The organism is Niveibacterium sp. COAC-50, from assembly GCF_013184235.1.
Lineage (GTDB): Bacteria > Pseudomonadota > Gammaproteobacteria > Burkholderiales > Rhodocyclaceae > Niveibacterium > Niveibacterium microcysteis.
The window spans coordinates 1,387,502-1,413,182 of sequence record NZ_JABCJM010000001.1 but is presented as its reverse complement, the minus strand read 5'-3'; the positions used below and the strand labels follow the sequence as shown (position 1 = coordinate 1,413,182).

The 25,681-nt window shown below is 62.8% G+C and carries 23 protein-coding genes; 17 read left to right on the top strand and 6 right to left on the bottom strand.

What is annotated here, in order from left to right:
• Positions 1–61 precede the first annotated feature (61 nt).
• The 9 genes from HH302_RS06305 (at position 62) to HH302_RS06265 (ending at position 9,833) form a co-directional block, all read left to right on the top strand.
• The gene (locus tag HH302_RS06305) at positions 62–2,185 is read left to right on the top strand and encodes a type VI secretion system Vgr family protein (RefSeq protein WP_172199765.1); all 2,124 of its coding nucleotides are present in this window, start codon (positions 62–64) and stop codon (positions 2,183–2,185) included.
• Between the two features lie 128 nt (positions 2,186–2,313).
• On the top strand, positions 2,314–3,327 hold the full coding sequence (locus HH302_RS06300; protein ID WP_172199762.1) for a DUF2169 domain-containing protein: 1,014 nt from the start codon (positions 2,314–2,316) through the stop codon (positions 3,325–3,327).
• 89 nt (positions 3,328–3,416) lie between these two features.
• Positions 3,417–4,379 carry a beta-ketoacyl synthase N-terminal-like domain-containing protein gene (locus HH302_RS06295; RefSeq protein ID WP_172199759.1) on the top strand — a complete coding sequence of 321 codons (963 nt, stop codon included), beginning with the start codon at positions 3,417–3,419 and terminating at the stop codon, positions 4,377–4,379.
• Between the two features lie 79 nt (positions 4,380–4,458).
• On the top strand, positions 4,459–4,779 hold the full coding sequence (locus HH302_RS06290) for a DUF4150 domain-containing protein (protein WP_246479868.1): 321 nt from the start codon (positions 4,459–4,461) through the stop codon (positions 4,777–4,779).
• Between the two features lie 130 nt (positions 4,780–4,909).
• Entirely contained in the window at positions 4,910–5,350 is a 441-nt protein-coding gene (locus tag HH302_RS06285) for a hypothetical protein (protein WP_172199753.1), read from the top strand.
• A gap of 145 nt (positions 5,351–5,495) precedes the next feature.
• Positions 5,496–6,566, top strand: a complete 1,071-nt coding sequence (locus tag HH302_RS06280) for a hypothetical protein (RefSeq protein ID WP_172199750.1) — start codon at positions 5,496–5,498, stop codon at positions 6,564–6,566.
• Positions 6,567–6,605: 39 nt separating this feature from the next.
• Positions 6,606–8,351 (top strand): type VI secretion system-associated FHA domain protein TagH, encoded by a 1,746-nt coding sequence (gene tagH / locus HH302_RS06275; protein WP_172199747.1) that lies wholly within the window; start codon positions 6,606–6,608, stop codon positions 8,349–8,351.
• A 19-nt stretch (positions 8,352–8,370) separates the two neighbouring features.
• Entirely contained in the window at positions 8,371–9,159 is a 789-nt protein-coding gene (locus HH302_RS06270) for a PP2C family serine/threonine-protein phosphatase (protein WP_172199744.1), read from the top strand.
• 23 nt (positions 9,160–9,182) lie between these two features.
• On the top strand, positions 9,183–9,833 hold the full coding sequence (locus HH302_RS06265) for a glycine zipper domain-containing protein (protein WP_253945994.1): 651 nt from the start codon (positions 9,183–9,185) through the stop codon (positions 9,831–9,833).
• 115 nt (positions 9,834–9,948) lie between these two features.
• On the opposite strand, the gene HH302_RS06260 is transcribed toward HH302_RS06265, so the two are convergent.
• From HH302_RS06260 to tssJ, 6 genes are all read right to left on the bottom strand, one after another.
• Positions 9,949–11,967, bottom strand: a complete 2,019-nt coding sequence (locus HH302_RS06260) for a serine/threonine-protein kinase (RefSeq protein ID WP_216661762.1) — start codon at positions 11,965–11,967, stop codon at positions 9,949–9,951.
• A gap of 23 nt (positions 11,968–11,990) precedes the next feature.
• A complete protein-coding gene (gene tagF, locus HH302_RS06255) occupies positions 11,991–12,647 on the bottom strand; it encodes a type VI secretion system-associated protein TagF (protein ID WP_172199741.1) in 657 nt (218 codons plus the stop codon).
• Positions 12,648–12,649: 2 nt separating this feature from the next.
• Positions 12,650–16,201: a type VI secretion system membrane subunit TssM gene (tssM, locus tag HH302_RS06250; protein ID WP_172199738.1), complete on the bottom strand. Its 3,552-nt coding sequence runs from the start codon at positions 16,199–16,201 to the stop codon at positions 12,650–12,652.
• Positions 16,202–16,220: 19 nt separating this feature from the next.
• Positions 16,221–17,537 carry a DotU family type VI secretion system protein gene (locus HH302_RS06245; RefSeq protein ID WP_172199735.1) on the bottom strand — a complete coding sequence of 439 codons (1,317 nt, stop codon included), beginning with the start codon at positions 17,535–17,537 and terminating at the stop codon, positions 16,221–16,223.
• A 104-nt stretch (positions 17,538–17,641) separates the two neighbouring features.
• Positions 17,642–18,979: a type VI secretion system baseplate subunit TssK gene (gene tssK / locus HH302_RS06240; protein WP_172199732.1), complete on the bottom strand. Its 1,338-nt coding sequence runs from the start codon at positions 18,977–18,979 to the stop codon at positions 17,642–17,644.
• Between the two features lie 21 nt (positions 18,980–19,000).
• Positions 19,001–19,480 (bottom strand): type VI secretion system lipoprotein TssJ, encoded by a 480-nt coding sequence (gene tssJ, locus HH302_RS06235; RefSeq protein WP_172199712.1) that lies wholly within the window; start codon positions 19,478–19,480, stop codon positions 19,001–19,003.
• 212 nt (positions 19,481–19,692) lie between these two features.
• Here tssJ and HH302_RS06230 point away from each other — a divergent pair, with 212 nt between their 5' ends.
• The 8 genes from HH302_RS06230 (at position 19,693) to HH302_RS06195 (ending at position 25,681) form a co-directional block, all read left to right on the top strand.
• On the top strand, positions 19,693–20,973 hold the full coding sequence (locus HH302_RS06230) for an OmpA family protein (RefSeq protein WP_216661761.1): 1,281 nt from the start codon (positions 19,693–19,695) through the stop codon (positions 20,971–20,973).
• A 165-nt stretch (positions 20,974–21,138) separates the two neighbouring features.
• Positions 21,139–21,444, top strand: coding sequence for a DUF2282 domain-containing protein (locus tag HH302_RS06225; RefSeq protein ID WP_172199709.1), 306 nt, complete (start codon positions 21,139–21,141; stop codon positions 21,442–21,444).
• A gap of 6 nt (positions 21,445–21,450) precedes the next feature.
• Positions 21,451–22,335: a DUF692 domain-containing protein gene (locus HH302_RS06220; RefSeq protein ID WP_253946056.1), complete on the top strand. Its 885-nt coding sequence runs from the start codon at positions 21,451–21,453 to the stop codon at positions 22,333–22,335.
• Positions 22,332–23,108 carry a DNA-binding domain-containing protein gene (locus HH302_RS06215; RefSeq protein ID WP_172199706.1) on the top strand — a complete coding sequence of 259 codons (777 nt, stop codon included), beginning with the start codon at positions 22,332–22,334 and terminating at the stop codon, positions 23,106–23,108. The genes HH302_RS06220 and HH302_RS06215 overlap by 4 nt, the downstream gene beginning before the upstream one ends.
• The gene (locus tag HH302_RS06210) at positions 23,105–23,647 is read left to right on the top strand and encodes a DoxX family protein (RefSeq protein WP_253945992.1); all 543 of its coding nucleotides are present in this window, start codon (positions 23,105–23,107) and stop codon (positions 23,645–23,647) included. Before HH302_RS06215 ends, HH302_RS06210 begins: the two co-directional genes overlap by 4 nt.
• Positions 23,648–23,741: 94 nt before the next feature.
• Complete coding sequence (locus HH302_RS06205; RefSeq protein WP_172199703.1) at positions 23,742–24,002, top strand: hypothetical protein; 261 nt, start codon at positions 23,742–23,744, stop codon at positions 24,000–24,002.
• Positions 24,003–24,074: 72 nt separating this feature from the next.
• The gene (locus tag HH302_RS06200; RefSeq protein WP_172199700.1) at positions 24,075–24,911 is read left to right on the top strand and encodes a DUF692 domain-containing protein; all 837 of its coding nucleotides are present in this window, start codon (positions 24,075–24,077) and stop codon (positions 24,909–24,911) included.
• Positions 24,908–25,681, top strand: a complete 774-nt coding sequence (locus HH302_RS06195; protein WP_172199697.1) for a DNA-binding domain-containing protein — start codon at positions 24,908–24,910, stop codon at positions 25,679–25,681. Before HH302_RS06200 ends, HH302_RS06195 begins: the two co-directional genes overlap by 4 nt.

Genomic DNA, 25,681 nt, shown 5'->3' with positions numbered 1-25,681 from the left:
AACTTCTTGAGGCTCAACCCGCAATAGAACCGATGTGCGCTGAGCACGCCGGGAGGAATCAATGCAGCTAGACAGCTTCGTGGAGATCACCTCACCACTGAGGGGGGATCTGCTCTTCCGGTCGATGCAAGGCCACGAAGAGCTCAGTCGGCTTTTCCAGTATCAGGTTGTCGTGCTCTCACAGAAAGAGCAGATTGAACTCAACGATCTGATCGGGAAAACCGTCACCATCAAGGTCCAGGTCGCCGAGCGCAAACTCCGGGAGTTCAGCGGGTTTGTCACTGCAATGGCACAAACCGGCATTGAAGGCCGTTTTCACCGCTATCAGCTCACGGTACGCCCGTGGGCCTGGCTCTTGTCACGCACGGCTGACTGCAGAATTTTTCAACAGAAGAGCATTCCAGACATCATCAAAGCGGTATTTGCCGACCACGCCGTAGCAGATGTCGAGTATTCGCTCTCCGATTCGTATCCGACACGCGAATACTGCGTGCAATATCGCGAGACGGACCTCGGGTTCGTATGCCGGCTGATGGAACAGGAAGGGATCTACTTCTACTTCAAGCATGCAAACGGCCGGCACACGATGGTGGTGACGGACTCGTACGCCGGACACCGCGCACAACCTGGCTTCGAGACGGTCGATTTCGTCCCGCATTCCGATCGCGGTGTCGAGGCGCGCCCCGGCTTGCGCGGCTGGCGTCTGCAACGCGAGATCCAGCCGTCAAAATACGCCGTTACCGACTTCGACTTCACAAAACCGGGGGCCAATCTCCTGGCGAGCAAGGCCGGTTCGATTCCGGGCAAACACGCGCAGGCGGATCACGAGGTTTTTGACTATCCGGGCGAATATGTCGCGCGCTCCGAGGGTGAGCGACTGGCGCGCGTGCGCATCGAAGAACTACGTCACCAATACGAAGTCTGCAGCGGCAACGGCAATGTTCGCGGGCTCACCACGGGCGCGCTGTTCAAACTCGCGGAATATCCGCGCGAGGATCAGAACCGTGAGTACCTGATCATTGGCGCGAGCTACGCGATCGAACATGCGGGCCATGAGTCGACGGACGACGAGGGTGATCGTTTCGAAGTATCGATCACAACGATTCCGAGTCGCCAGCCTTACCACCCGCCGCGTACGACGCCGAAACCGTTTGTACAAGGCCCGCAAACCGCGATTGTGGTCGGCCCCTCAGGCGACGAAATCTATACCGACCAATACGGCCGCGTAAAAGTGAAGTTCCACTGGGATCGCTATGCAACCGGCGACGAAAACAGCTCATGCTGGATTCGCGTATCACACCCGTGGGCCGGCAAGAACTGGGGCATGGTGGCAATTCCGCGCATTGGTCAGGAAGTTATTGTCGAGTTCCTGGAAGGCGACCCGGATCGCCCGATCATCACCGGCCGCGTCTACAACGCCGAGCAAATGCCGCCGTACGAGCTACCGGCGAACATGACGCAAACCGGTATCAAAACCCGCTCAACCAAGCAGGGCGGGCCGGCCAACTTCAACGAGATCCGATTCGAGGACAAGAAAGGCGAGGAACAGGTCTACATCCACGCCGAGAAGAATCAGGACATCGTTGTCGAGAACGACGAGACCCATCAGGTTGGACACGATCGCACGAAAACGATCGGCAACGACGAGACCACACACGTCAAGCACGACCGAACCGAGACTGTCGATAACAACGAGACAATCACGATCGGGGTCAATCGTACGGAATCGGTTGGCAAGAACGAGTCCGTCACCATCGGCGCCGAGCGCACCCTCGATGTCGGCGCCAACGCAAGCACCACGATCGCCAAGAACAGAAGTATCTCAGTCGGCGCTGACGAGTCACACGACGTGGGTGCGAATCGCCAACGCAACGTCGGGAAGAATGAAACGATCAACATTGGCGCTGATCTGAGCGAAACGGTAAGCAAGAACGTCACCGTTAGCATCGGCGAAAACCAGTCCGTATCGGTCGGCAAGGACGCGCAGGCTCAGGTTGGCAAGAAGTACTACCTTGAGGCGGGCGATGAAATCACCCTCAAGACAGGTGACGCGAGCATCACGCTGAAGAAGGACGGCACGATCACGATCAAGGGCAAGGACATCACGATTCAGGGCAGCGGCAAGATCGGCGTCAAAGCATCGGGCGACCTGGTGATGAAAGGCTCCAAGATTGCGAACAACTAGCAGGACGCGAATGCTGTCTGGTGTTCCGGGCCTCCACGGTATGGAAGTCCGTTTGAGCGACACCCGAGTCCCAATGGCCTTGAGTGGTCGATGCGTTTCTTCAAACCGCCAGCAACCGACGGAACACGATGCTTCAAGTCGATAACCGTACCCCCTTTGCCGCGCTGCTTTCGGTCTTCCCGGCTCCATCCGGGGTAGAGACCGCATACGGTGCGGTCAAGATCACGTACGACCTCTCGACAGGCCGGCCGGTGCCCTCGCCCCGCCAAGCCGGGTTCCTTGCGGCCGACGTCTATTGGGCCGACCCCGCGGAGAGCTCGCTGCGTGCGGCGGGCGACGTTACGCTGCTTAAACCATCGACGGATGTCATGTTGATCGGCCGAGCCGTCTCGATCACCGGGCCCGTACCAGCGATGGATGTGCGTATGCAGGTGGGGTCGGTGCAGCAAGCGCTGCGCGTAACCGGCGACCGTGTCTGGCTCCGCGACGGAAAGGCTTGGCGTGTTAGCGAGCCTCTATCGTTTGATCGCATGCCCTTGCGTTGGGAGTTTGCTTTCGGCGGCAGTTCGCCCGCCGATCCAAATCATCCGTTGGAAAATGAGCCCCGCAATCCGGTGGGCCGTGGGTTCGTCGCCTCATGGGAAACCGAACTTGAAGGGCGTCCGCTTCCGAATATCGAAGACCCGGGCAACCTGATGACGACGCCGTACGACCGCCCGACGCCGGTAGGCTTCGCCCCGCTCGCTCCGGCTTGGCTAGGGCGTCGCCAGTACGCTGGCACTTACGATGCGGCTTGGCAAAAAGGCCGCGCCCCACATCTCCCGCTGGATTTCGATCCACGCTTCCTTCACGCGGCGCCCTCTACGCTCGTACCCGCGAGGCGCTTCGTTGGCGGCGAGCCAGTGGCCTTGCATGGTGTAGCCGCCAGCACGCTAGCGTTCGATCTTCCGACTCCTGACGTTGAACTTGCGTTTGACTTTGCCGGCGCAGAAATCGCTGCGGAGGCGCATCTCGACACGATCTTGTTTGAGCCCGATCTCGCTCGCATGCAAATGGTGTGGCGCGCCCCGCTGGTGGTGGACAAACGTCTGCTGAAGCTCAAACGCTTCCAGGTAAGCAACCCGCGAGGTGCGAGGCGATGAAATGTGCAATCCTGGCTGCTGGCTGCATTACCCCGGGCGGATTGACGCTTGCCGAAACCGCAGCGAGCACCCGTGCTCGCGTAGCCCGCTTGAAAGCAATTGACTGGCTCGACCGTCGATTCGATGCATTCGTGGTTGGGCGCGTCCCCGACGATGGCCTACCGGAACTCAATGCTGCCCTCGCGGCGCAAATGCGTCCGAGCCGGGAGTCGCGGATGCTCCAGTTGGCGCACGCGGCGTTGGCTGATGTCGTCCGCGATTTGCCGCCGCAAATTGAGGCACCCCCTCTACTGCTCGCGTTGCCGGAACATCACACCACCATAGCCATTGAGCCCGCACGCTTTCTGCAACGGCTGGCCCTTCAGGCCGGCCCCTGCTTTGACCTTGGCAACAGTATTGCCGCACCACGCGGACGTGCCGCAGGGGTAATGGCAATTAAGCAAGCCCTGCAGCGCATCGAGAGCGGTCAGTCGAAATTCGTCCTGGTCGGTGGCGTCGATAGTCTTGTCGATCTCCACTTGCTGGGAACGTTCGATCGCGAGGATCGCGTTCGCGGCGAGACCGTCAGCGACGGCTTCTCGCCTTCGGAGGGTGCCGCTTTTGTTCTGCTTGGTGATGCAGACACCACTCGAGCCTACGGCATTCCGGCCCTGGCCAACGTGAGTGCCGCAGCGATTGGTCAGGAGCCGGGCCACCTGTATTCAGACGAACCGTATCTCGGCGAGGGGCTTGCTAGCGCTGTAAGCAGTGCGATCGACGCGGCAGAGCTCCCGACGCAAATCGCGAGCGTTTTCTGCACCTTCAACGGCGAGCGCTACTGGGCCCGAGAGTTCGGTGTAGCACGCATCCGGAACGCCGCAGCCTTTGCGGACGATGCCGCTATGGAGCACCCCGCCGAGTGCTTTGGCGACCTTGGGGCGGCCCACGGTGTCGCACTTGCGGCACTTGCCGCACATGGCATCGCGCGGGGCTACCGACGCGCACCAGCGCTGGTCTATGCTTCATCCGACCACGCCGATCGCGCCGCAGCCATCCTGGATCGCGCCGCATAATCAGCCGGAGTAACCGTCGATGCCGTGTACCGTTCACAACATCCAGGGGTTCGCCCACAAAGGCAGCGGAGGGATGAGCATGGTATTTCCCGACGTCTGCAAGACGCCTGCCCCACCTGCGCCGCCAATTCCGATTCCGTATCCAAACATCGGCAAGTCCGCCGATACCACCTCGGGCACCTCGACGGTCAAGGCCGACGGCAACATGGTGATGGTCAAGGGCGCAAAGTACATGATGAGCGCCGGTGACGAACCGGGCACGGTCGGTGGCGTCATGAGCGGCACCTTCAAGCAGGAGTGCGAATTCCTGATGTACTCCTTCAATGTGATGCTGGACGGCAAGAACGTGTGCCGCATGGGTGACCCGCTCTGGCACAACAAGAAGAACATCTGCGGGTGATGGTATGACGCAGGTTGGCATGCGGACACCAGCCGATCGTGGCAATGGCGAATCGCCGCAGCCTTCCCGCGCGGCAAAGCATCGGAAAGCGCAATACGTCCACACTCTACCGAGCAGAGGCTGACAAGCCATGACAAAACAGAACAGCAGCGTCGTCGCACTTCCGGTCAATGGCCCTCGCCCGGCACCCGGTACCCGCCGTTGCAGCCTCACGCAGATCTCGGAAGACGGCACGCTTTGGGTGCGCGATGAAGCTTGGGCGGAGCGCCCTTGCGACTGGCTGGATACCCACGCATTGCGAGTCGACGCACTCAACGTGGGTGACACCGTGCTGGTCCAGTTCTTTGATGGTGACGCGCGTGGCGTCGTGCTAGGCCGCGTTGGTCCGTACCGCGCACCTTCGCCGGCCGCCCGATTCACGCTTGAAGCGACCGAGGTGCTCACGCTCAAATGTGGCGATGCGACACTCGATCTGCGTGCCGACGGCAAGGCGGTGTTGAAGGGCGACGATGTATTGATACGCGCGCGTGGCCTGCAGCGCATCAAAGCCGGCAGTGTCTCGATCAACTGAAACCATGCGCACGACGCCGCTGATTCGTCGTAGGGAGTTCATTCCGGAGCTCGCCCAAACCCACGCGGAAGAGCTTGCCTATCTATGGCATCGCCGTCGTTCTGCGATTCGGTCATCCACACTTACGATCAGAGACTTCGGTGACTTGAACGAACGCATCGAAGCCCACCTCGAAGGGCTTCTGCTTTGTGCTGCTTCACTACCGGAAGTTGTCGGCGAACGGCTGGGTCTCGACGACCGCGATGAGGTGTTTGCGGGGGCATGGCCCCTGCTACGCAGCGGAAGCGCCGAGGCCGCGAAGACTGTTCTATCGGCCTTTGCCCTCGCCCAAGGCGCGCGACTGTATGGGTTGCGTGATGCGCTGGGTATGGCTTCCCCGCTGCACACCGAAGCCACCCTGCGTGCCGCGTTATCACACGGCAGCCCTGCGCACGCCGCCGCCGCCGCCCTCGCGCTTGCGATGCAGCGCCGACTTGATCCGGCCGACTCGCGCCTCGCTCGTCTGCTAGACGACCCTACCCCGGCGATCGCAGTGCAAGCCTGGCAAGCGTTGCTTCAAGTCGACACGGCGGCGAATCCCATCCCGCGGCCCTACGCTGCGGCAATCGGCCACGAGAACCCGGAACTCCGTGCGGCCGCGCTGGAGGCTGGCATATGGCGTGGCGAACCCTGGGCGCCGACGGTCATACGCAAGCTTGCGGAAGCCGGTAACGCACTCGGCCTTGAATGGTTCATGGCAGTGGGTGATGCGACCGGCGCGGAGGGCCTGCTGAAAGCTCTCGCGCCCCAAGCGAACGCGGGGCACTGCAAACTCGCCTCGCGTAGCGGACATCCAGCCGCAATCCAGAATCTGCTCGAATGGATGTCGAGCGAAGACCCTTCAGCCGCTGCGGATGCGGGCGCAGGTTGGTTTCGCGTCACTGGCTTTGACGTCGAAGGCGAGCGGGCAAGCGTGCCGGTCGGACCGGAGGCGGACGAAATCGATCGCGAATTCGCTCCGGAGGTCCGTCTGCCGGATCTGGCGCGGGCACGGCAGCAATGGGCAGCAAACGGTGCCCGTTGGCTTGCCGGCGCACGTTGGTGCCGTGGCCATGACATTGGCGTCAGCCTATCCTCGGCCGCACAGCGGACAATCGACCTGGAGGCCAGATGGGACTTTGGCGCCCGCGCAGCGCTCGCGGGAGCGCGTGTATTTCCGCCGCCGCCAGCCATTTAGCGACAAGATCACTTTATTCAGCGAGCAAGACTTCAAGCTATGCGTCTCACGGTACTGACCTTCAAAGGTTCGCCACCTCCAAGCCCGGTTCAGGTTGAGTTTGGCCCGCAGGGAGGATCGATCGGGCGGGAGCCGGGAAACCATCTGGTGTTGCCCGACCCGGAACGACACATCTCACGCCTCCACGCGCAAGTGCTCTGCGAAGGCGGCGTCTTCTTGATCGAGGATCATGGCGGCAACCCCACCCTGATCAACGGTCGGCCCGTCGGGCGCGGAAATCGACAGCCAGTCAATGATGGCGACACGCTCGCGATTGGTGGCTATGAGTTGCGTGCCGAGGCGACCCGGGCGCCGGCACAGTTTGTCACACCGGTCAACACCCCTACCATCGCAAGCGACCCCTTGGGGCTCTTTGGTGGGGGGCCAAGTTCGGATCCGTTCGCTACACCGTCGCCAACCCCAGTGGTCGCCAACCCGCCGTCGCAGGCCGCGCGTCAATCTGCGCCGATCGACGACCCGTTCGCGGTCTTCATGGCGGCTGCGCCCGCGCCAACGCCGGCGCCGGCCGTTCAAGCCCCGACGGCGGACCCGTTTGCGCCTCCGCCTCCCCCGCCGAAACCGGCACCACCGCTGGGGATGGATCTCAACCTTGCGCCTGCAGCCAGCGTGGACGATCTATTCGGACTTGGCCCGGCGAACTCAGCATCCGATCCATTCGCGGGCACGGCACTTTCAGCGCATAGTGCACCGCCTGCCGCCAGCAGCAACGCGGCCGATCCCTTGGCGCTATTTGGCGCTGCACCCGCAGCCGGCCCCACCCCGGCACCGCTTCGCGACGACGCACCGATGCTGGCCGAGAATTTCACGCCGCCGAAACCAATCATCCCCACAGCAGCCCCTATTCCAGCAGCGCAAGCGCAAGCAGCCGCACCAGCCTCGCCCACAGGCGACGCCACGCCACCGGCGGGCATCGTTGTGTCCTGGACCGAGTCACCGCTCCAGGCGTCTACGCCGACGCCGCCAGACACCCATGAACGGGTCGTTCCCGGCCCGGCCGCTGCGCCGGGGGTGTCGGTACGCATAGAACCGGCGATAGTCGCGCCTATGGCCCCACCGGCACCAGCGCCAGCTGCACCGATATCGCAACCGGCGACGGCAGCGAAAACGCCTGCGCCTGGCGCGGCGCCGGACGAGCTGCTTGCTGCATTCCAGCGGGGTCTTGGTTTCCCGCTGCAGTTGCCGGAGGGCATGACACCGGACCGCATGGAACAGATCGGGCGGGTGCTGCGCGAGTCCGTATCGGGCACGATGGCCTTGCTGACAGCGCGCGCGCTCACCAAACGAGAGATCCGTGCGGAAGTGACGATGATCGTCAGCAAGGAGAACAACCCCCTCAAATTTGCGCCGGATGTCGAGTTCGCGCTCGTCCAGCTCCTGGCACCGCAGGGGCGTGGTTTCATGGAGCCCGTGAAGGCCATGCGCGACGCCTATGACGACCTGCGCTCACATCAGTTCGGTTTCATGGCGGGCATGCGCGCAGCGCTAACCGGCGTGCTCGAACGCTTCAAACCCGAACAGCTTGAGGGGCGGATCAGCGACCGCGGCTTCCTTGACAACGTCCTGCCTGGATCAAGGAAGGCGCGCCTTTGGGATCTCTACGAACAGCACTACGCCGACATCTCCCGCGAAGCGGAGGATGATTTCCAGAATCTCTTCGGGCGCGCGTTCCTGCGCGCGTATGAAGAGCAGATCGATCGACTCGCGTCCGAACCCGGTCGCGATTGACGCAACGGCGGAGCTATTGATGCTCAAGCTCGAGACAGCGTACCTGACCGACCCCGGAGGCCGTTCGCGCAATGAGGACGCGTGCGGTTATTGGAGCTCCGAGACACGAGGTTGCTGGGTCGTTTCCGACGGAGCAGGCGGCCACGGCAGCGGCGATATGGCCTCGCGCCTGGTGGTGAGCCGCATTCTGGAAGCCTTCTCGGCGGACCCGGCGATCAGTTCCGATCGCGCCGTTGAACTGTTGCGCGGCGCAAACGATGCGGTCATTCACGCCAAGAGAAGTGGTGCGACGCAGGACGACATGCACGCCACGGCCGCGATGCTGTTGATCGATCGCGAGCGGGACGAGGCCATCTGGGGGCATGCAGGCGACACCCGCATTTACTTGTTCCGCGACGGCAGGGTCGCCTACTGCACACGCGACCACAGCCTGGTTCAAAACCTCATCGACGCCGGCTATGGCACCACTGAGATGATTCGCAGCCATCCGCAGCGAAGCCTGCTGACTTCGGCGATCGGCTCGGCCGAGGCAATTGAACTGTCGGTAGCAGGCACGCCGCTCAAGATTCAGTCGGGCGACACATTCCTCATGTGCACTGACGGATGGTGGGAGTATGTTGAAGAAACAGACATGCTCCGTCTGCTTGAACTGGCGAGCACCCCCGCCCACTGGCTAAGCTTGATGAGTGAGGCGCTGCGCGCCAAAGTAAGTAGCGGCAACGATAACTTCACCGCTGTATGCGTCGTTGTCGGTTCGGGGGAGCCGACAACAACGATCATCATGCCGGACAGCACGCCGGCCGAGTGACACGCCTTTCCCGGAGCGAAAACATGACAACACGAATCCGAATCCTGAGTGCTGCAATAGTCCCGATCTTCCTTGGCAGTTGCGCGAGCATGGACGAAAAGACCCAAGGCGCGATGATCGGCGCGGCAATCGGCTGTGCGGCTGGCGCCGTTCTTGCACAGGTCACCTCGAACGACCCGGGCACGGCATGCGCAGCCGGTGCAGTGGTTGGCGGCTTGATTGGCTACCAGCGCGCGCGGAGCAACGAGATCGAGGAAGCGCAAAAAGCCGCGCAGGCGACAACAACGGTTGAAGGTGCGAAGGCTGCGCCGGTGCAAACCGATGTCGTGCAGGTCACCGATAAGGAGACCGGGAAAACGGAATCCGTAAAGGCGTTCAAGTCGGTTTCAGTCGATATCCCGCTCAGTCAGGTCAATACGGCAGACGGCCGGGAAGCGATGCGCAAGTTGAACGACTACGCCCGTAAAGTCGCAACCGATCGGGGCGAGACGGTCGAGATGACGATCGCGATGCCGCCGGACAAAGCGGGCCGCAGCAAGGTTGCCGCACAGCAGACGCGCGAAGCGGCTGGCAAGGGCGCGGTGGTGCGCAGTGTGGTAACCGATCCGCGCACACCGAGCAACGTGCAACGCGTCACCATCGAGGTTAAGAATCCGGCGCGGATTGAAGTGTAAACGCCCGCATCCTGCGCCATCGCAGAAGACCGTTTAAGCTCCTCATCAACAGCGGCGCCTGCGCGTAATCACCGCAGGCGTCATCCAACTGGCAGGCAGCAAGCCTGCCCACACTTTACTTCTTGCCGCCAAGAAGCTGATCGAGATCCTTGTTCAGCTTCTTCATGTACTCCGCTTCCGATTCTGCGCCTGGCTGTTGAGCTTGTGACTTTGGCTTGGACGCCTGCGGCGCCGGTTTCTCGGTACGCGGCGCAGGCTCTGCGGGTTTCCGAGCCTGTGGCTCGGGCGCCACATCCGTTTCGCTCACGGTGAAGGTCGCCACGCCATAGTTCGGTGCGCACGCCGATGTTCCGTCCGTGCAATGCAGGGTGCCCGCCAATGCAGCTGCGCCGCCTCGCTGCAACGCAGCTTCCACCGCGCTAATTGGGGCAACCCCAATGCCATCGCGCGTTTCAAGCGACAGCTGGTCGAACTCACGCGGCGATTCGGAAACGATGCCGATGACCTCCCAGTCCCCCTTTGGCTGATCTGCGTCGAAGGTCCAGTTTTCACGCGGAAAACGCATCGGTTTGCCGGCAGCAATCCGGTTGTCCGGGTCGAGTGCATTCGGGTAGATCCGGGAGAGAGTGCCGGCGCCCTTGTCGTGCAACAGCACATACACATAGCCGCCCCGATTCGAGCGCAAGCTGAATGTGAGGGCGTCCTTGCCGATCACGACTGGGCTCTTGACCTTGTCGATCATCACACCAATGTCCGCACTCGCGCCCGCCTGAAGGGCCTGCTCAGCGGCGGACAGACTCACTGGCCGCGAAGGTGCAGGTGGCGCAACCGGTGCAGACTGCACGACTTGCGTTTCGGCAGTCACGGGTGCCGACTGAGCCGCAACCGCTGGCGCCGACGTTGCGGCCTCCGGTTTTGGTGTCTCGGGTGCACCGCCACGACCAAAAAGAAAGTAGGCCCCGATACCCAGCACCGCCAGGCTGCCTGCGGCGGCGCCGATCCAGACGCCATTCGGCCGTTTCGACGGCGTGGCCGCCTCTGCTGTGGCACCACCGCGTGACGAGGCTTGCGCAGTCGGTTGAACGACCGTCACCCCGGTGTCGCGCTTGCTCGCAGTGGGTTCGGCGTTGGCGATTGGTGCGCTGGTCGAGGCAAATAATGGCGAGCTGCTGCTGAATCCAACCAGCGCGCGCATGTCTGCGATCGATTGCGGGCGGTCTTCCGCTTTTACTGCCAAGCAGCGATCAATTCCGCGCAGAAAAGCGTCGTCGTAACGTCCTGCGGCAAGTTGCGCGAGGGGTTCGAAGTTGTCCTGCATCATCCGACCGACTGAGGGCGGCGGTGTGCGTCCGGTGATCATGAAATAAACCACCGCACCAAGCGCGTAGATGTCGGTCCACGGCCCTTGCTTCATGCCCGGCATCTCGGCGTACTGCTCGATCGGTGCATAACCCGGCTTGAGAATCACGGTGAGCGCCTGGGTCATGTCACCGATCACGCGTCGTGCGGCACCGAAATCGAGCAGCACCGGACGGTCGTCGCGGAGCAACATGATGTTGTCCGGCGCGATATCGCGGTGGTAGCAGTTGTCATGATGGATGATCTCGAGCGCATCCATCACCGGCGAGAGGATCTTTCGAATCCAGCTCTCGTCCGGCGCGCCGTTGCGGGCCTTGAGCGCATCGCGCAGAGTGATGCCGTCGTAGAAGGGCATCGCCATGTAGGCGGTGCCGTTGGCTTCCCAGAACCGATACACCTTCACCAGCGCAGGGTGATCGAACTGGGCGAGCAGGCGCGCTTCGTTCACGAAACTGCGGCGACCTACCTCGAAGGTTTCGCGGTGGCGCTCGGAGCGAACCGCTACCGAGGCATCGGTAGCTCTTGATGCCAGAGACGACGGCATGTATTCCTTGAGCGCGACCTTGCGCTCAAGGGAGTGGTCGTGCGCGAGATAGACAATCCCGAATCCGCCCTCGCCCACCAGCCCAACAATCTCGAACTCGCCAAGGCGTGTGCCGATTGGGAGTGCGTTCTGCGAGTGTGATTCGCGTTGCGGTGGAGGTGGCGCGGGGATCGCCGCCGCGCCGCCGAGAACTACGGTCTTGTCGTCGTTTGTATCTGACACTGGATTCATCCACGAGTCCGCCGATCGGTCCGCTATTGCGGGCCAATCATGCTGCCGAAGCGCGTCGTTGAGGGCAATTGAAGATGTAAGGTGGCGTTGCCGGCGCTCCGCCACCATAGGCTATAGCCAGAAAGCAAGCGCGCCAACACGCTATCAGCGAGCGTAGCGAGATCTGGGCCACTGGCGTCCCGCGATACTTCGACCACGGAAGCACGCTGCAACAAGGCAGCCCCCGAATCCGATGGCGCGTCTGGGAAGAATGCCGGGCAACCAATCAAGGCGAGATCCGCTTCAAATCCGTCAACAGTGGCGTCGTGCGACAGGCACCGTCGTGCGGCCGCTTCAACGCGGTCAAGCCATGGCTTGAGCGACGCGACCGCGGCGCGATCCAGAGCCACCCCATCCAGCGGCACACACACGGTCAGCGGAAAGTATCGCCCGACCCGATCCACCGATGGCACGATGAGGCCAGCCCAGCCACGCGGGCCGATCACGCCAGGGCTCAACACAAAGCGCCATACCGGCGCGGTGAGATAGCAGTCCAGCCAGTTGGCCCCGAGCACGCGCTGGCTCTCCAGCATGGCCTGTTGCAGCCAGTGATCCCACGCCGCGACGAATTCGGCATCCAAGCGTCGCTGTGCGAAATCCCCGAGAGCGGGCAGTTTTCCGTACCAACCGGCTGCTTGCATGCTCAAAGGCCGGCCGGGCACCGGAACTCGTTCAAGTCGCGAAGACGGAACGGGTTCTGCACACTGCTCGCAGTGACTTCGAAGGCCGCAGTACGACCGTCAACGTCGAAGACGACGCGGAATTTCTCTGGCGCGCCGAGCCCTTCCACCTTGGCTTTGTCGAACAGCCGGAACAAAGCCCATGGCCCTTCAGTGTTGAAGCCGGAGGCACCGCTCGGACCCGCCGGAGCGATTTGCACCCGCGCGGCCAGCCCGCCCTTGGCACCTGGCCACTGAATCGATTGCAGCACCTGCGGACCATGCGCATAGCGCACCAGTTGGCCGTCGACATCCAGCGTGAACTGAGTGATCGCGGGGTCCATCTCAAGCGGCTTGAAATCGAGCCGGATCGAGCCTCCGCTGCGGAAGAAGACGTCGCGGATCGTTGCCGCGCGCTGGAACTGGATCAGGCTACCCGATCCACCGAGCGATTGTTCCTGAACCTTCTTGAAGCTCCAGGGTCGCGTTGAAATGTCGACGTACTGCGCGAGGTTCTTCTGGAAGAAATCGTCCATGAGACCACCCGGCGCGAACAGGCGGGCAAAGTCCTCACGGGTGACATCACGGTTGCTGCCCTTGACGAAGGGATAGCGCCCCTCGATGGCCTGCTGGCAGAACTGTCCGACCTGGGCGCCAACGCTCGCAGAGAGGTTCTCTCGCGTTGCGGTAAGCGCCTGCGTGGTACCTGCGGCAGAGAGCTGCTGAAGCATCGAGCGGAGCGGCTCCGGCATCCGGGCGCTTTCGGCCTTTACCCGCACCCCGGTGTCGCCGGGAGGTGGTGCAACCTTGTCGCGCAGGGCCGTCTCGGTCGCCGTGAGGGTCACGTACACATCGTTGAGCAGCGCCGTGACAGCGTCGATCGGCGCCGCTTTTCCATCGCCCGTTACAAGCGCGCGAATCTGCGCAAAACGATCGTCCACGAGGCTTTCGAGCGCGGCGCCGGAGGGCGCCGCCGGCGCCGCGTCCCCCATGCCGAGCATCTTGCCAAGCTCTTGTTTGGCGCCACTCAGCTTCTCGCCCGCCTTGTCCACAACCGATTTATCCTCGGCTCGGCGCGTCAAGGTCGTTTCGCGCGACGCAGCGCGCAGGAACTTCGGAAGAGGCGAGTCGGGCGCCGACAGGACGCGAGCAACCTGAATACTCTGCTGCAATGAAGCCGAACGGATCAAGGTCACGTCGGCTAGGAATTCTTCCCAAACCTTGCCGTAGTCTGCGAGGTACAAGCGACGCACGTCTTCCGATACCTTGGCCGCGTCGCCGCCTTGTTGGGCCTCGGTGCCGAGCACCCAACCCTGCTCTTCGGCGAGTTGCTTGGAAACCCGGCCGACCTCCCGGTCAAAGCCTTTGTAATAGCCGTCATAGGTGTAGAGCCCGGGCACCCCGCTCGACAGCGGTTGGCCACTCTTGCGGACGAAGACAAGCGCTGCTGAGGGCCCGGCCGCGCGTTCAACGGTGAACGCCGGGATGTCGTTGCCTACACCTTGGCGCTTCAACCGGCTATAGATCCGTGCCGCAAGCGACAGGCGCAGGAGTTGGTTGCGCGCCTGCGCCACCAACGCCGCGTCGGCCTCAACCGGAGATGCAACCGGCCCTTCCGAGAACAACGCGTCGAGGTGGGAAGCCAGCGCCGCACGCTGGTCGCTCGTAGTCTTCTGCGGCAAATTACGTTCCCAATCGAGAGCGATCCAAGCCTTCAATGCTTCTGCATCGAAATGGGCGGTCTGATGCAGCATCAGGTAGGTTTTGAGCGCCTCGTAGCTGAACTCAAGGTTGTTGCCGTCTAGACTGCCTCGAAGTTGGGCTTCAACACGGTTGGAGATCCGCGGCAAAAGCACGTCGCGCAGCAGACTTCGATAGGCCTGCTCCCCCGCAGCGTCCAGTTTGTCGCCCTGCCCCAAGCCAAAACCCAAAGACAACGGGGAGCGCCCGTCCGGTCTGGATGCGGTTTGCGACACGGTCTTGACAGACCCAAGCAGCGGGATGATCCCTACGATGTCATCGACCGGTGCGCTCCCTGCAGCGGAAACCGCCGGTGCGATTTCTGCGACGCGCGCATCCACCTCATTCACATAGCCGCGGTTGCCGATAAAGCTCAGCGTCCAAGCCAGAAGCAGCCCGAGCGTCACCAAGCCGATCGCACCAAACCCGGCGAGACGAAGCAGACCGCGCTGACGCTCCCACTTAAGGTTGGTGCCGCCCAAACGCTGCTCGGCAAACACCACCTCGCGCAACAAACGCGTCAGGAAGAAGCTCTTGCCCGATCCGGCCTGCGGCGGCAGCACGCGCCGCTCCAACCCGAAAGCACCGCCAAGGCTTGCGAGGACGCGGTCGATCGGGTTGCCCTCTTGGGTGCCACTGGTGAAAAAGACGCCGCGAACCATCAAGGGATGGTCAAAGCCCGACGGCGCGAGCACTTTGTCCAGGAAGTCGCGCAGCAAGCGCGAAGCCGCCGCGAACTGCTGCGGGAACGCCGCGATCGCGCCACGGCGGACGAGGTCACGTTCGGTTTGCAGGCGGTCAAGCAACAAGCCATCGACCCGGGCCTGAAGCCCCTGCAGGCGGGTTGAGAGGTCCTGTGCATCCACCCCCTGTGCATCCGGGGCGAATGTTGTGCCCCAGACCTGGTCCCGCGCTTCCTTGCTCAGATCACCAAAGTAATCGGTGAAACCCGCAATCAAGTCCGCTTTCGTCACCAGGACGTATACCGGCAGACGAACGCCCAATTCGGAATAGAGTTCCTGAATGCGCGTGCGCAGGGCTTGCGCGTGAGACATTGCGGCCGCTTCGCCCTGCGTGAGCAAGTCGCCTAGCGAAATCGTGAGCAACACGCCATTCAACGGTTGGCGCGGCCGGTGCTTCTTCAGCAGCGCCAAGAAGCCCTGCCATGCGGTGCGGTCCGCAGCCTGATCGGAATCCTGCGTGGTGTAGCGACCGGCAGTGTCGATCAGTACCGCTTCGTCGGTGAACCACCAATCGCAATTGCGAGTACCGCCTACCCCTTTGATCTGATGGGAACCAAGCTTGTCCGCCAACGGAAAGCGCAAGCCAGAATTGACGAGTGCCGTAGTCTTTCCGGAACCTGGTGCGCCGATGAACACATACCACGGTAGCTCATACAGGTAACGACTGGAGCCGAGTGAGGCGAGCTTCGCAAAGGCGCCATCCTTCTTCGGCCCGCCGATCTGACTGTGTTTGAGGACCGCGACGCCCTCGGCAAAACGTTGGCGCAGCACTTGAACTTCGGGTGAGTCGCCCTCCGCACCGCCGTGGCTTGCGAGCCCGTCGAGCAACTGCGCGTTGTTCTTTCGGGCCCGCCACTTCACGTATGCAAACCGCCCGACGACGATCAGCACCGCCAGCGCGATCAACGTCCATCGAACCCATTCTGGCTCAAGCGGCGCATGGCCGGCGATCGCGATCAGCGGGCCGACGAACCAGATCACCAGCACCAGGGCCAACAGCCCGAGCAGGCCCAATACCACCGGATGCAACAGCGCCTTGAAGAAGCGTTTCATCGGAAGACCTGTACCCGTTTCAGATTCCGCCAGCGGCGGGGAAAACGATGATTTCGACGCGACGGTTCTGCGCGCGCCCCTCGGTGGATTCGTTGGAGGCGACCGGCTCGCTCTCAGCCCTGCCCTCGGTCTGAACGCGTTGACCGCCCTTGAGCTTTGGCGCAAGCGCCTCGCCTACCGCATCCGCCCGCGCCTTCGACAAATGCCAGTTGGAAGGGAAGCGGGCCGAACGAATCGGCCGATTATCGGTATGCCCGCGCACCAGCACCGAACCGCCAACCTTTGCGACTGCGGCGCCAACGCGGTCGAGGATCGCGACGAAGCTCGGCGACAAGGTCGCGCTGGCCGGTTCGAACAAGCCGTCACCCTGTGCGGTGACAATGCTGCGGTCCGAAAGATCACGCACGACTACGCGTCCGGCGTTGATGTCCTCCTGCAACAGCTTCGCAAGTCGATCCGGCGCAGCCACCTGGACCGGCTTTGCCACCACCGGCGTCGGTGGTTTGACGCGAAGCGCGAGAATGTTTGAGAAGGTCGGGTCGGATTGCCGGTTCAGCGCGAAAGACAGCGCGACGAACACGAGCCCAAGCACCAGCGCGCTGATCGCCGCCACCGCCCATAGCGGCACACTGTCACGTAGCGGTTTGCGGCTCGTCGCAGTCGTGCGCCAGTTTGGCGACAACTCGCGGTCTGGCTCGCCACGCGCCTTGGCAAGCATCTGCGCTAGCCGTTCGCGTACTTGGTCCAGCTGCGCGCGCCCATTCTGCAGCACGCGGTAACGCCCTTCGAATCCAAGCGACAGCACGAGGTAAAAGAGCTCCAGAAGCGGCCGATGCTGATCCGGTTGCTCGGCAACCTTGCCCAACAGCTGGAAGAACTTCTCGCCCCCCCAAGCTTCGTTATGGAACTGAACCAGCAAGCTGCGCTGCGCCCACAACTTCTCGCCCCAAGGGGTATTGGCAGCGGTCTCGTCGAGGAAGGTGCAGAGCGCATAGCGCGCAGCGACCACGTGCTCGTTCTGAGCACCCCGCGCACGCGCGCGGTTCTCGAATTCTTGCATCGCCCGCCCGAGCATTTCGCGAAGGCCAGCCGGATCAGAGTGGGTGGCCTGCCGAAGTTGCGGCACAAGGTTCAGCAAAGGGGTCGCGGCCGCCACCAAGGGATTGAGGCCCGTATCCCAATCGAGCGCGCCCAGTTCGACCCTGTCAAAGCGCCCGCCCGAGGGAGGCGGCGGCACGTATGCCGGCTGCGCAGCGGCAGCCGCCCGCGCACCCGGGGAGGGAATAATCAGCGTTCGGTCTGAGGGCATCTGCCCGAAGGGATCGTCTTGCGCCATCGCTTGTCACCCGTTCCAGTGGCCGGCCCCAGCGTATGGGTGCGGCATTCGATGATGTGTCGTATGGGGGCGCTCACCTGCTCCGCAAGCGGGGCCGGCCGGCATTAGGCGCGGATCGCCCACAGCGAGAGTTCCAGCCCGGGGAAATCACCCGCCACGTAGATGCCCAAACCGCCTGAAGTGTCGAGCTGCTTCCAGAGCTCGCCGCTGTTGTCGAGCTCAAAATACGAGAACCCCGCGTGATAAGGCAGCTGACGCGGTGCAACCGGCAGTGGTCGCAATGCGATACCGGGCAGCTGCAGGTTCACGAGCTCGCGAATCCGCTCCACCGGCCCGAGTTTCGCCTGGGTCGGGAAGCGCGCACGCAATGCCTCGCCGGGCACCTGGGCGTTCACTGCGAGCACAAAGCCCGCCTGACGCAGCAAGCCGCGGTCGGCAATCATGCCCACGTAGCGCCCTTGCTTGTGATCCTGCAGTTCGATCGGCACCGCCGTCTGTTCCAGCACCGTCGCAAGGCCTCGGCGGATTTCCCGCATCAGGGGGAGGAAGCACTGGTCGAGCGCGTCGTGCGTATAGCCAGGAAAGTTCTCCGGGCGTCGCTCCGCACGGGTCAGCGTCGCCAGCTCGCCGGCCAGCTCCAGCATCCGTTCATGTAGACGCTCGGGATGCAGCAGGCTGAGCTGCGCGAACTGATCGAGTACGGGTTGATGGCGGTTCGCAATCATCAGGAAGATGAAGTCCGCGAACTCCGAGACGCCGCCAGCGCCCGGCTGTGCAAGCCGCGAGGCAAGCGCGTCACCACGCTGCCGCAGCAATGCGCAAATTTCCTTGAGGTAGGCGCCGAGCACGCTGGAAACCTTGCACCCCAGTACCGGCGGGACGTAGCCGCGATCAAGCAGGAGGCTGTTGTCCGCCCGGCGTTCGGAAACCCGCACGACCCCAATGCTGACGAACGCCTCGGTCAGCGGACCAGCCAACTCGAGACGCAGACGCGGATGGCCGACTTCGATCGGCACCGTACCCGCATCCGCGGTGTGCGCATCGAGCACGTTTGCCTCGGCCGGTTCGTATCGCGCCAGGCGTGTGGCAGCGTCAGCTTCCCCGGAGACTTCGACCGCCTGAGGGCGCCGCAGCGGCAAGGCGAGGCAGACCAGCGCGTCTTTGCCGTCCGCCGGGAAATCAAACGGTGGCGGAGCAAGATCTATCGTCGGGCAATCAAACGGCGTCCCATCGGGCAGGATGCCTCGCGCTTCAAGTATCGCGACCTTGCCTGCAGCCAGCGCAGCCTCGTCGATGACCAGGTGACTGAACCCCCAGAAATGCGCAGAGACCGGACGGGTACGCGCCTCGACCCACCATTCGGTATGGCGGTCCTGCTGCTGGAAGTGCTGCGGCTGTAGAAACAGGCCTTCGGACCAAACAACCTTGCTGAACCAGGACATGAGGTTTTCCGCGCAACGAACTCAGGGTGTAGGGGTGATCGTTACACGGTCGCGCTGCACAGCAACCGTGAAGGCGGTCGTCTTGTTTGCGGGCACTGGTACGACGGCGCGCCATTGCGTCTTGTTCGGGTCGCGGTAGGCGACGAAGACACCAAGCACCTTCGCTTCCGCTTGCGGCGCCAGACGGCTCTGGATGCGCTCGCCGGGACGCACGGCAACCTCCTCGCGTGACACCACGGTGGCGCCAAGCGTCTTCTCGTCAGCGTCGAATAGCGAGAAGAAATCAGCGGCCTCAAACGGGCCAGAGTTGCCAAGCAGGTAGTAACGCACCACAACCGGCGTCGCGCGGCCCTTGGCGTCTGGGTTGACCGCGCTGTCTGCGGCCACGGTGAGTTGCACTATCGTCGGGGGCGGTGGCGGGGCAAGGCCCTTTCCACCGCAGGCTGCCAGCGTCGCGCAGAGCGTTGCAACGAGCAGGGATTTCGGTGACACGAAGTTCATGCAGTTCTACCCTCGGAGAGTTGCGTTCGTCATCAGTGCCAAGCGGATTATCACGAGCCAACGCGCCGGCTGCAACGACAGCTTGCACACCACACGCAAGGTTTACGCAGTGCTGGCGCAGCGGGCCAACTCCTGCTACCAATCAGGAAGGGCGTAGGCGAGCGTTCGCACTGCCAGCATCTCGTCGTTCATGCACTCACTGGAGGGATGCCATGTTCCTGCGAAACAGCCTTGATATCGGGCGCAGCCTGCGGGTCGCGTTCAAGCTTTTCCTGCTGTGCGCTGGGCTGGCAGGCTGTTCGAGCGGAGGCCCTGCCCCGAGCGCAACGGCAACCGAGCCGCCGCCAGCTCCGCCCGCGGCGGCAACGCCACCCGCACCGCCGCCACCGCCGACGCCGGTGCCATTCGAGCAGGCATTGGAGCGGGCGGCCGACGCACTATTTGGCAGTGTTGCCGCGGCAGGTAACGGCACGAAACACTTGGTGGTCATCGACCCGCTGATCGACGGCGTAACGGGCGAGCAAACCCAGGCGACCCGCCAGATGCAGGCGCGTCTGGCCAAGATCGCGCATGAACGCTTTGCGCAATTCGAGATCCAGCCCTTCACGGTGGATAACCTCAAGCGCAAACCACTGGTCTTGATTGGCACCTTCACCGGCATAGACGCTCAGGGCAAGCCGCAAGGCGTCCGCGAGGCCTACCGGATTTGCCTCGCGCTCGCGGACCTCGACACCCGTACGCTTGTCGGCAAGGGGGTCGCCCGAGCGAAACCTGAGGGTGTAGACATCACCCCACTGGCCTACTTCCGCGATAGCCCTGCCTGGGCGCTGGACAGCGTGACCGAGGGCTACATCAAGACCTGCCAGGGCAGCAAGATTGGCGATCCGATGGATGGTTTCTATGTCGCACGGATCGTCTCGGCAGCGAGCGTGCAGCGCGCGATCGATGCCTACAACGGCGGCCGCTACCGCGAGGCGCTCGAAAGCTACAGCGTTGCAATGCAGGCTGCGGCCGGCGATGAGTTGCGGATCCTCAACGGGGTCTATCTGGCCAACTGGAAACTCGGTCGCAAGGACGCCGCTCGCGTCGTCTTCCAACGAATCGTGGATTTCGGCCTGGATCGGAAGCGCATGGCGGTGCGCTTCCTGTTCAAACCAGGCTCAACATCCTTTGCGGCGGACCCCACTTTCGGCAGTGCGTACCCCTTCTGGCTCTCTGAGGTGGCGCAGCGGACTGCGCAGCGCTCGGCCTGCCTTGAGATCGTCGGGCATACAAGCCGCAGCGGCCCGGAACCCTTGAACGAGCGCATCTCGGTGCTGCGCGCGGAAGCGATCAAGCAGAAGCTTGAGGCCAGCGCCCCTACCCTGCGCAATCGCACGATAGCCAACGGCGTGGGCTCGCGAGAAAACCTCATCGGTAACGGACGTGATGATGCGAGCGACGCGCTCGACCGCCGCGTCGTATTCAAGGTGATCGACTGTGCGGCCAGCTGAACCAAGGGTGGCGCAATTGAGTGCCGTTGTGTTCGCGGGCAATGACGGGACGCGGCTATGTAAATTGATTTCGGGTATGTAAGGAAGTGCGGGCTGGGCCGATCCACTGCGATACGAGCAGCCCGCAGACGCGGGCGCTCCTCACCTATCGTCAAGGAGTCCCACATGTCGCGCAATCACGCACTTGCCCCTTTTTCAGCCCTTTGCATTGCCGCAGCGCTCGGCGCGGCCCTCTCACAGACAGCGTCCGCCGCAGAAGCAAATGACAAGGAAAAGTGCTTCGGCGTCGCGCTGAAGGGCAAGAACGATTGCGCCGCCGGCGCCGGCACAAGCTGCGCCGGCACGTCGCGCGTCGATTTTCAAGCTGACTCATGGCGATACGTGCCCAAGGGCACGTGTGAAAAGACACCGTCGCCCACATCACCCACCGGCTTCGGGCAACTCAAGGCGTTCAAAGCCAAAAAGGCGTGACTCGTGATGATGCCGCTTGTCGACGCACGCGGCCGCCGCGCCGCTGGCTTGCCCATCGGCGCTGGTTTGGGGCTCAAGCCGCAACACCTGCAGGATGCGCGCGACGATTGCGGCCGCTGCGTGTTCTTTGAAGTGCACGCCGAGAACCATCTCGGCGCCGGTGGGCCCGCGCACCGGATGCTCGAATGGATCAGCGCCAACCACGCCCTGACGATTCACGGCGTTGGCCTCTCGATTGGCGGTGCAACATTGGATGCAGCGCACCTCGAGCGCGTTGCCACGCTCGTCGCGCGATACCAGCCGGCCGCCTTCTCCGAGCATCTCGCGTGGTCCAGCCACGCAGGCGAGTTCCTGAACGACTTGCTGCCCTTGCCGTACGACGAAACAACGCTGGCGCGGGTGTGCCGCCACATCGATCAGGTGCAGACTCGACTGGGTCGGCAGATTCTGATCGAGAACCCCGCCACCTACGTCGAATTCGAATCCAGCACGATGAGCGAGGGCGCGTTCATCAGCGCGCTTGTGGCGCGTTCCGGATGCGGCCTCTTGCTAGATGTGAGCAACGCGTTCGTGTCGGCCAACAACCACGGACGCGATCCGTGGGCTGACATCCTGGCTCTGCCACTCCATGCGGTCGGCGAAATTCACCTGGCGGGCTTTGCCACAGAGATTGACGACACCGGCGTCGCTTTGCTGATTGACGCCCACAATGGTCCTGTAGGTGATCGCGTCTGGGCGCTCTATCGGAAGGTACTCGAACGGATTGGCCCGCGACCGACCTTGATCGAGTGGGACAACGCGTTACCCGGTTTCGACCGCTTGCTGCAGGAAGCCCGGCGTGTCGACCTCACGCTTGCCAACGCTGGCCGCTGCAGATCGGACGCAGCATGAGCGCGCTGGAATGCTTCGCCAGCGCGCTGCACGACGTTGGTGATTGCTCTGCGTCTGGTCTTCGCGATGCTGGGCAACTATCGCTATCGCGGCGCATGGCAGTCCATCGCAACAATCGCGTACTGGGCCTGATTGGTGCACTGGAAGACAGCTTTCCCGTGACCAGCCAACTGCTCGGTACTGACTGCTTCCGCGCCATCGCGCGCGACTTCATCCACGTAAGCCCGCCGCAATCCCCTGCCCTGTTCGAATACGGCAACGCGCTGCCAGCATGCCTCGCGGGGCTCGAGGAACTGGTCGATTACCCGTATCTGGCGGATGTGGCACGACTGGAATACCAGCGCGTGCAGGCTTGGCATGCTGCCGATGCAAGCCCACTCACTGCCGCCGACTTCGCCCGTTGGCTCGCGCGACCGGAGCTGCTGCCCGGCCTTCGTTTCAGCCTGCTGCCGTCTGCTTCCCTTGTTCGTTCGCACTGGGCCGTCGGCAGCATTTGGCTGTCGCATCAGGGGGCACATCCCATGCAAGGCGTTGATGTGAGCAACCCCGAATCGGTGCTTGTCCTGCGGCCGGATGATCGGGTCGCGTTGCACGTTATCGGTGAGCCGGCAGGCGCACTGGTCGAACGCCTCCTCGCCGGTGAATGCCTGGCGGAAGCGAGCGCCGGTGCGACCCAAACCACGCACGCATTCGACCTACGCGAGTGCTTTGCAAGCCTGATCGCGTGTCGCTGCGTTGCAGCGATCACCCCAACCATGGAGCTATCCACATGATGCCTACCGCTTCAACATCGAGCGTCGCTAGATTCGTACACACGGCCGTCGGTTTAGCCGGGCGGATTCCAGACTCTTTGTTCTGCGCACTTGGGCGATTCTCGATCGCAGCGGTGTTCTGGAAATCGGGGCAAACGAAAGTTGACGGCTTTGCAATCGACCTGATTGACCGAAGCGTCAACTTCGGCTGGCCGCGGCTTTCCGAATCGGCCGTCGCCTTGTTCCGCGACGAATACCGACTGCCCCTGCTGGATCCTGCTCTCGCGGCAACGGCAGCGGCGTTTGCCGAGCATCTGTTCCCGATCTTGTTACTGATTGGGCTCGGCACCCGATTCGCTGCAGCGGCGCTCCTCGGCATGACGTTGGTGATCCAGCTCTTCGTCTATCCGGATGCCTATCCCACCCACGGCGTTTGGGCGACGGTGCTGCTGGTACTGATCGCCCGCGGTGGCGGCTATTTGTCGCTCGACCATCTGATCTCAACACGCTTGGGCCGCGCGCAGTCAATGGCGGAAAGAAATTCCGGCGCCGCTGTGTAAGGAATCCGCCCCTGGTCCGATCACCTCACTTGCACACCTCGTGCAATCGCAGCCGATCCCAATCGGCGACAACCCGCTAAAGAGAGGAAACATCATGATCAACGCAAAATCCGGAATCGCCATTGCAACCGCCGCCGCAGCCCTGTTCGCGCTGGGCGCTGCACCGTTGAACGTCGCGGCGGCCGAGGACATGGGCGTCAAGTGTGTCGGTGGCAACAGCTGCAAAGGTCACTCCGAGTGCAAGACCGCAAAGAACGAATGTAAGGGCCAGAACTCCTGCAAGGGCCAGGGCTGGACCAAGACGAAGACTGCGGCTGAGTGCACCCAAGCCGGCGGCAAGGTCGACAAGTCCTGATGCGAACACGCCGGCACCCGAGTCGTCGCGGTGCCGGCACCCCAGATCAAATACAGAGGGATCGCTCACACAATGAACCATGCGCTGCACGGGTTCGGACTCGGCCTCAGGGTCGAGCACTATCGAGACTTCCTCGAAACGCGGCCCGCCGTTGACTGGCTTGAGGTCATCAGTGAGAACTACATGGTGCCGGGCGGAAAGCCGCTGCACTATCTCGACGCGATACGCCGCGACTATCCGATGGTGATGCACGGCGTGTCGCTTTCGATCGGCTCCACCGACCCGCTCGATCGCGACTACCTCGCTGCACTCAAGGCCCTCGCAAGCCGTGTGGATCCCGCGTGGATTTCCGATCACCTGTGCTGGACCGGCGTTGACCATCAGAACCTCCACGACCTGCTGCCGATGCCCTACACCGAGGCCGCACTGCGGCATCTGACGGAGCGTATCGACCAGGTACAGGACTACCTTGGCCGCCAGATCTTGCTGGAAAACGTCTCAAGCTACATCGCGTTTGCGAACGATGAAGTGGCTGAGTGGGACTTCCTGGCAGAGTTAGCTCAGCGCGCGGACTGTCTGTTGCTGCTTGATGTGAACAACGTATACGTCTCCAGCGTTAACCACGGCTTCGATCCGCGCCGCTTCATCGATCGCCTGCCGGGCGATCGGGTGCGTCAGATCCATCTGGCGGGCCACGAAGATCATGGCGACTACCTGATCGACACGCACGATCACCCAATCTGCAACGCGGTGTGGGATCTCTACGCCTATGCGGTTGAGCGGCTCGGCCAGGTGCCAACGATGATCGAGCGGGACGACAACATTCCGGCGTTACCCGAGTTGTTGGCGGAGCTCGATCAGGCACGCGCCATTGCCTCGCGTGTAGATTCGACCAAGGTGGCCGCGTGACCTCATTGCTCGATCAGCAGCGCGTATTTCGCGCCAGCTTGCTTGCGGAGACCTGCCCACAAGCGCTGCTCGCCGCCGGTTGCACGCCGGTCGAACCGCGCTTTGCGATCTACGCCAATGCCTATCGTGGCCGCATGGTCGCCGCGCTGCGCGATAACTACCCGGTGCTTGCCGCAGCACTTGGGGATGAAGCCTTCGCGAACCTGGGCGTGGACTACCTCCGCGCCCATCCGTCACGGCATCCGTCGATCCGGTGGTTCGGCGACGCCCTGTACGATTTCGTCACCCGTGAGCCGGAAGCACTACCTCACCCTGCCCTGGCCGACCTGATCCGCATGGAGTGGGCTGTGCGACACGCTTTTGATGCCGCGGATTGTGCGATGTCCGACCTGCGCCAACTGGCGACCTATCCGCCCGACCACTGGCCATCTCTACGGTTCGCAGTGCATCCAAGCGTATCCGTGCTGACACTGGAATGGTTGATCGAACCGCTCTGGCACCAATTGCAAGCCGACCCGGATACCGAAAGCGAAGCGCCCGAGCGTTCGGCGCACGCGTTGCTGGTCTGGCGACACGGGCTCGCGGTGCAATTTCGCAGCCTCGGCACACCCGAAGCCAAGCTGCTCGATGCCCTGGGTGCCAGGGAAACGCTCGGCTTCGCCTGTGAACATGCCTTTCCGAGCCAACCGGCGGATACCGCCGCCCAGGATGTCTTGCACACGCTCTCGGCACTTATCCAGCAAGGTGTATTGATCCTGCAAGGCGAGTGA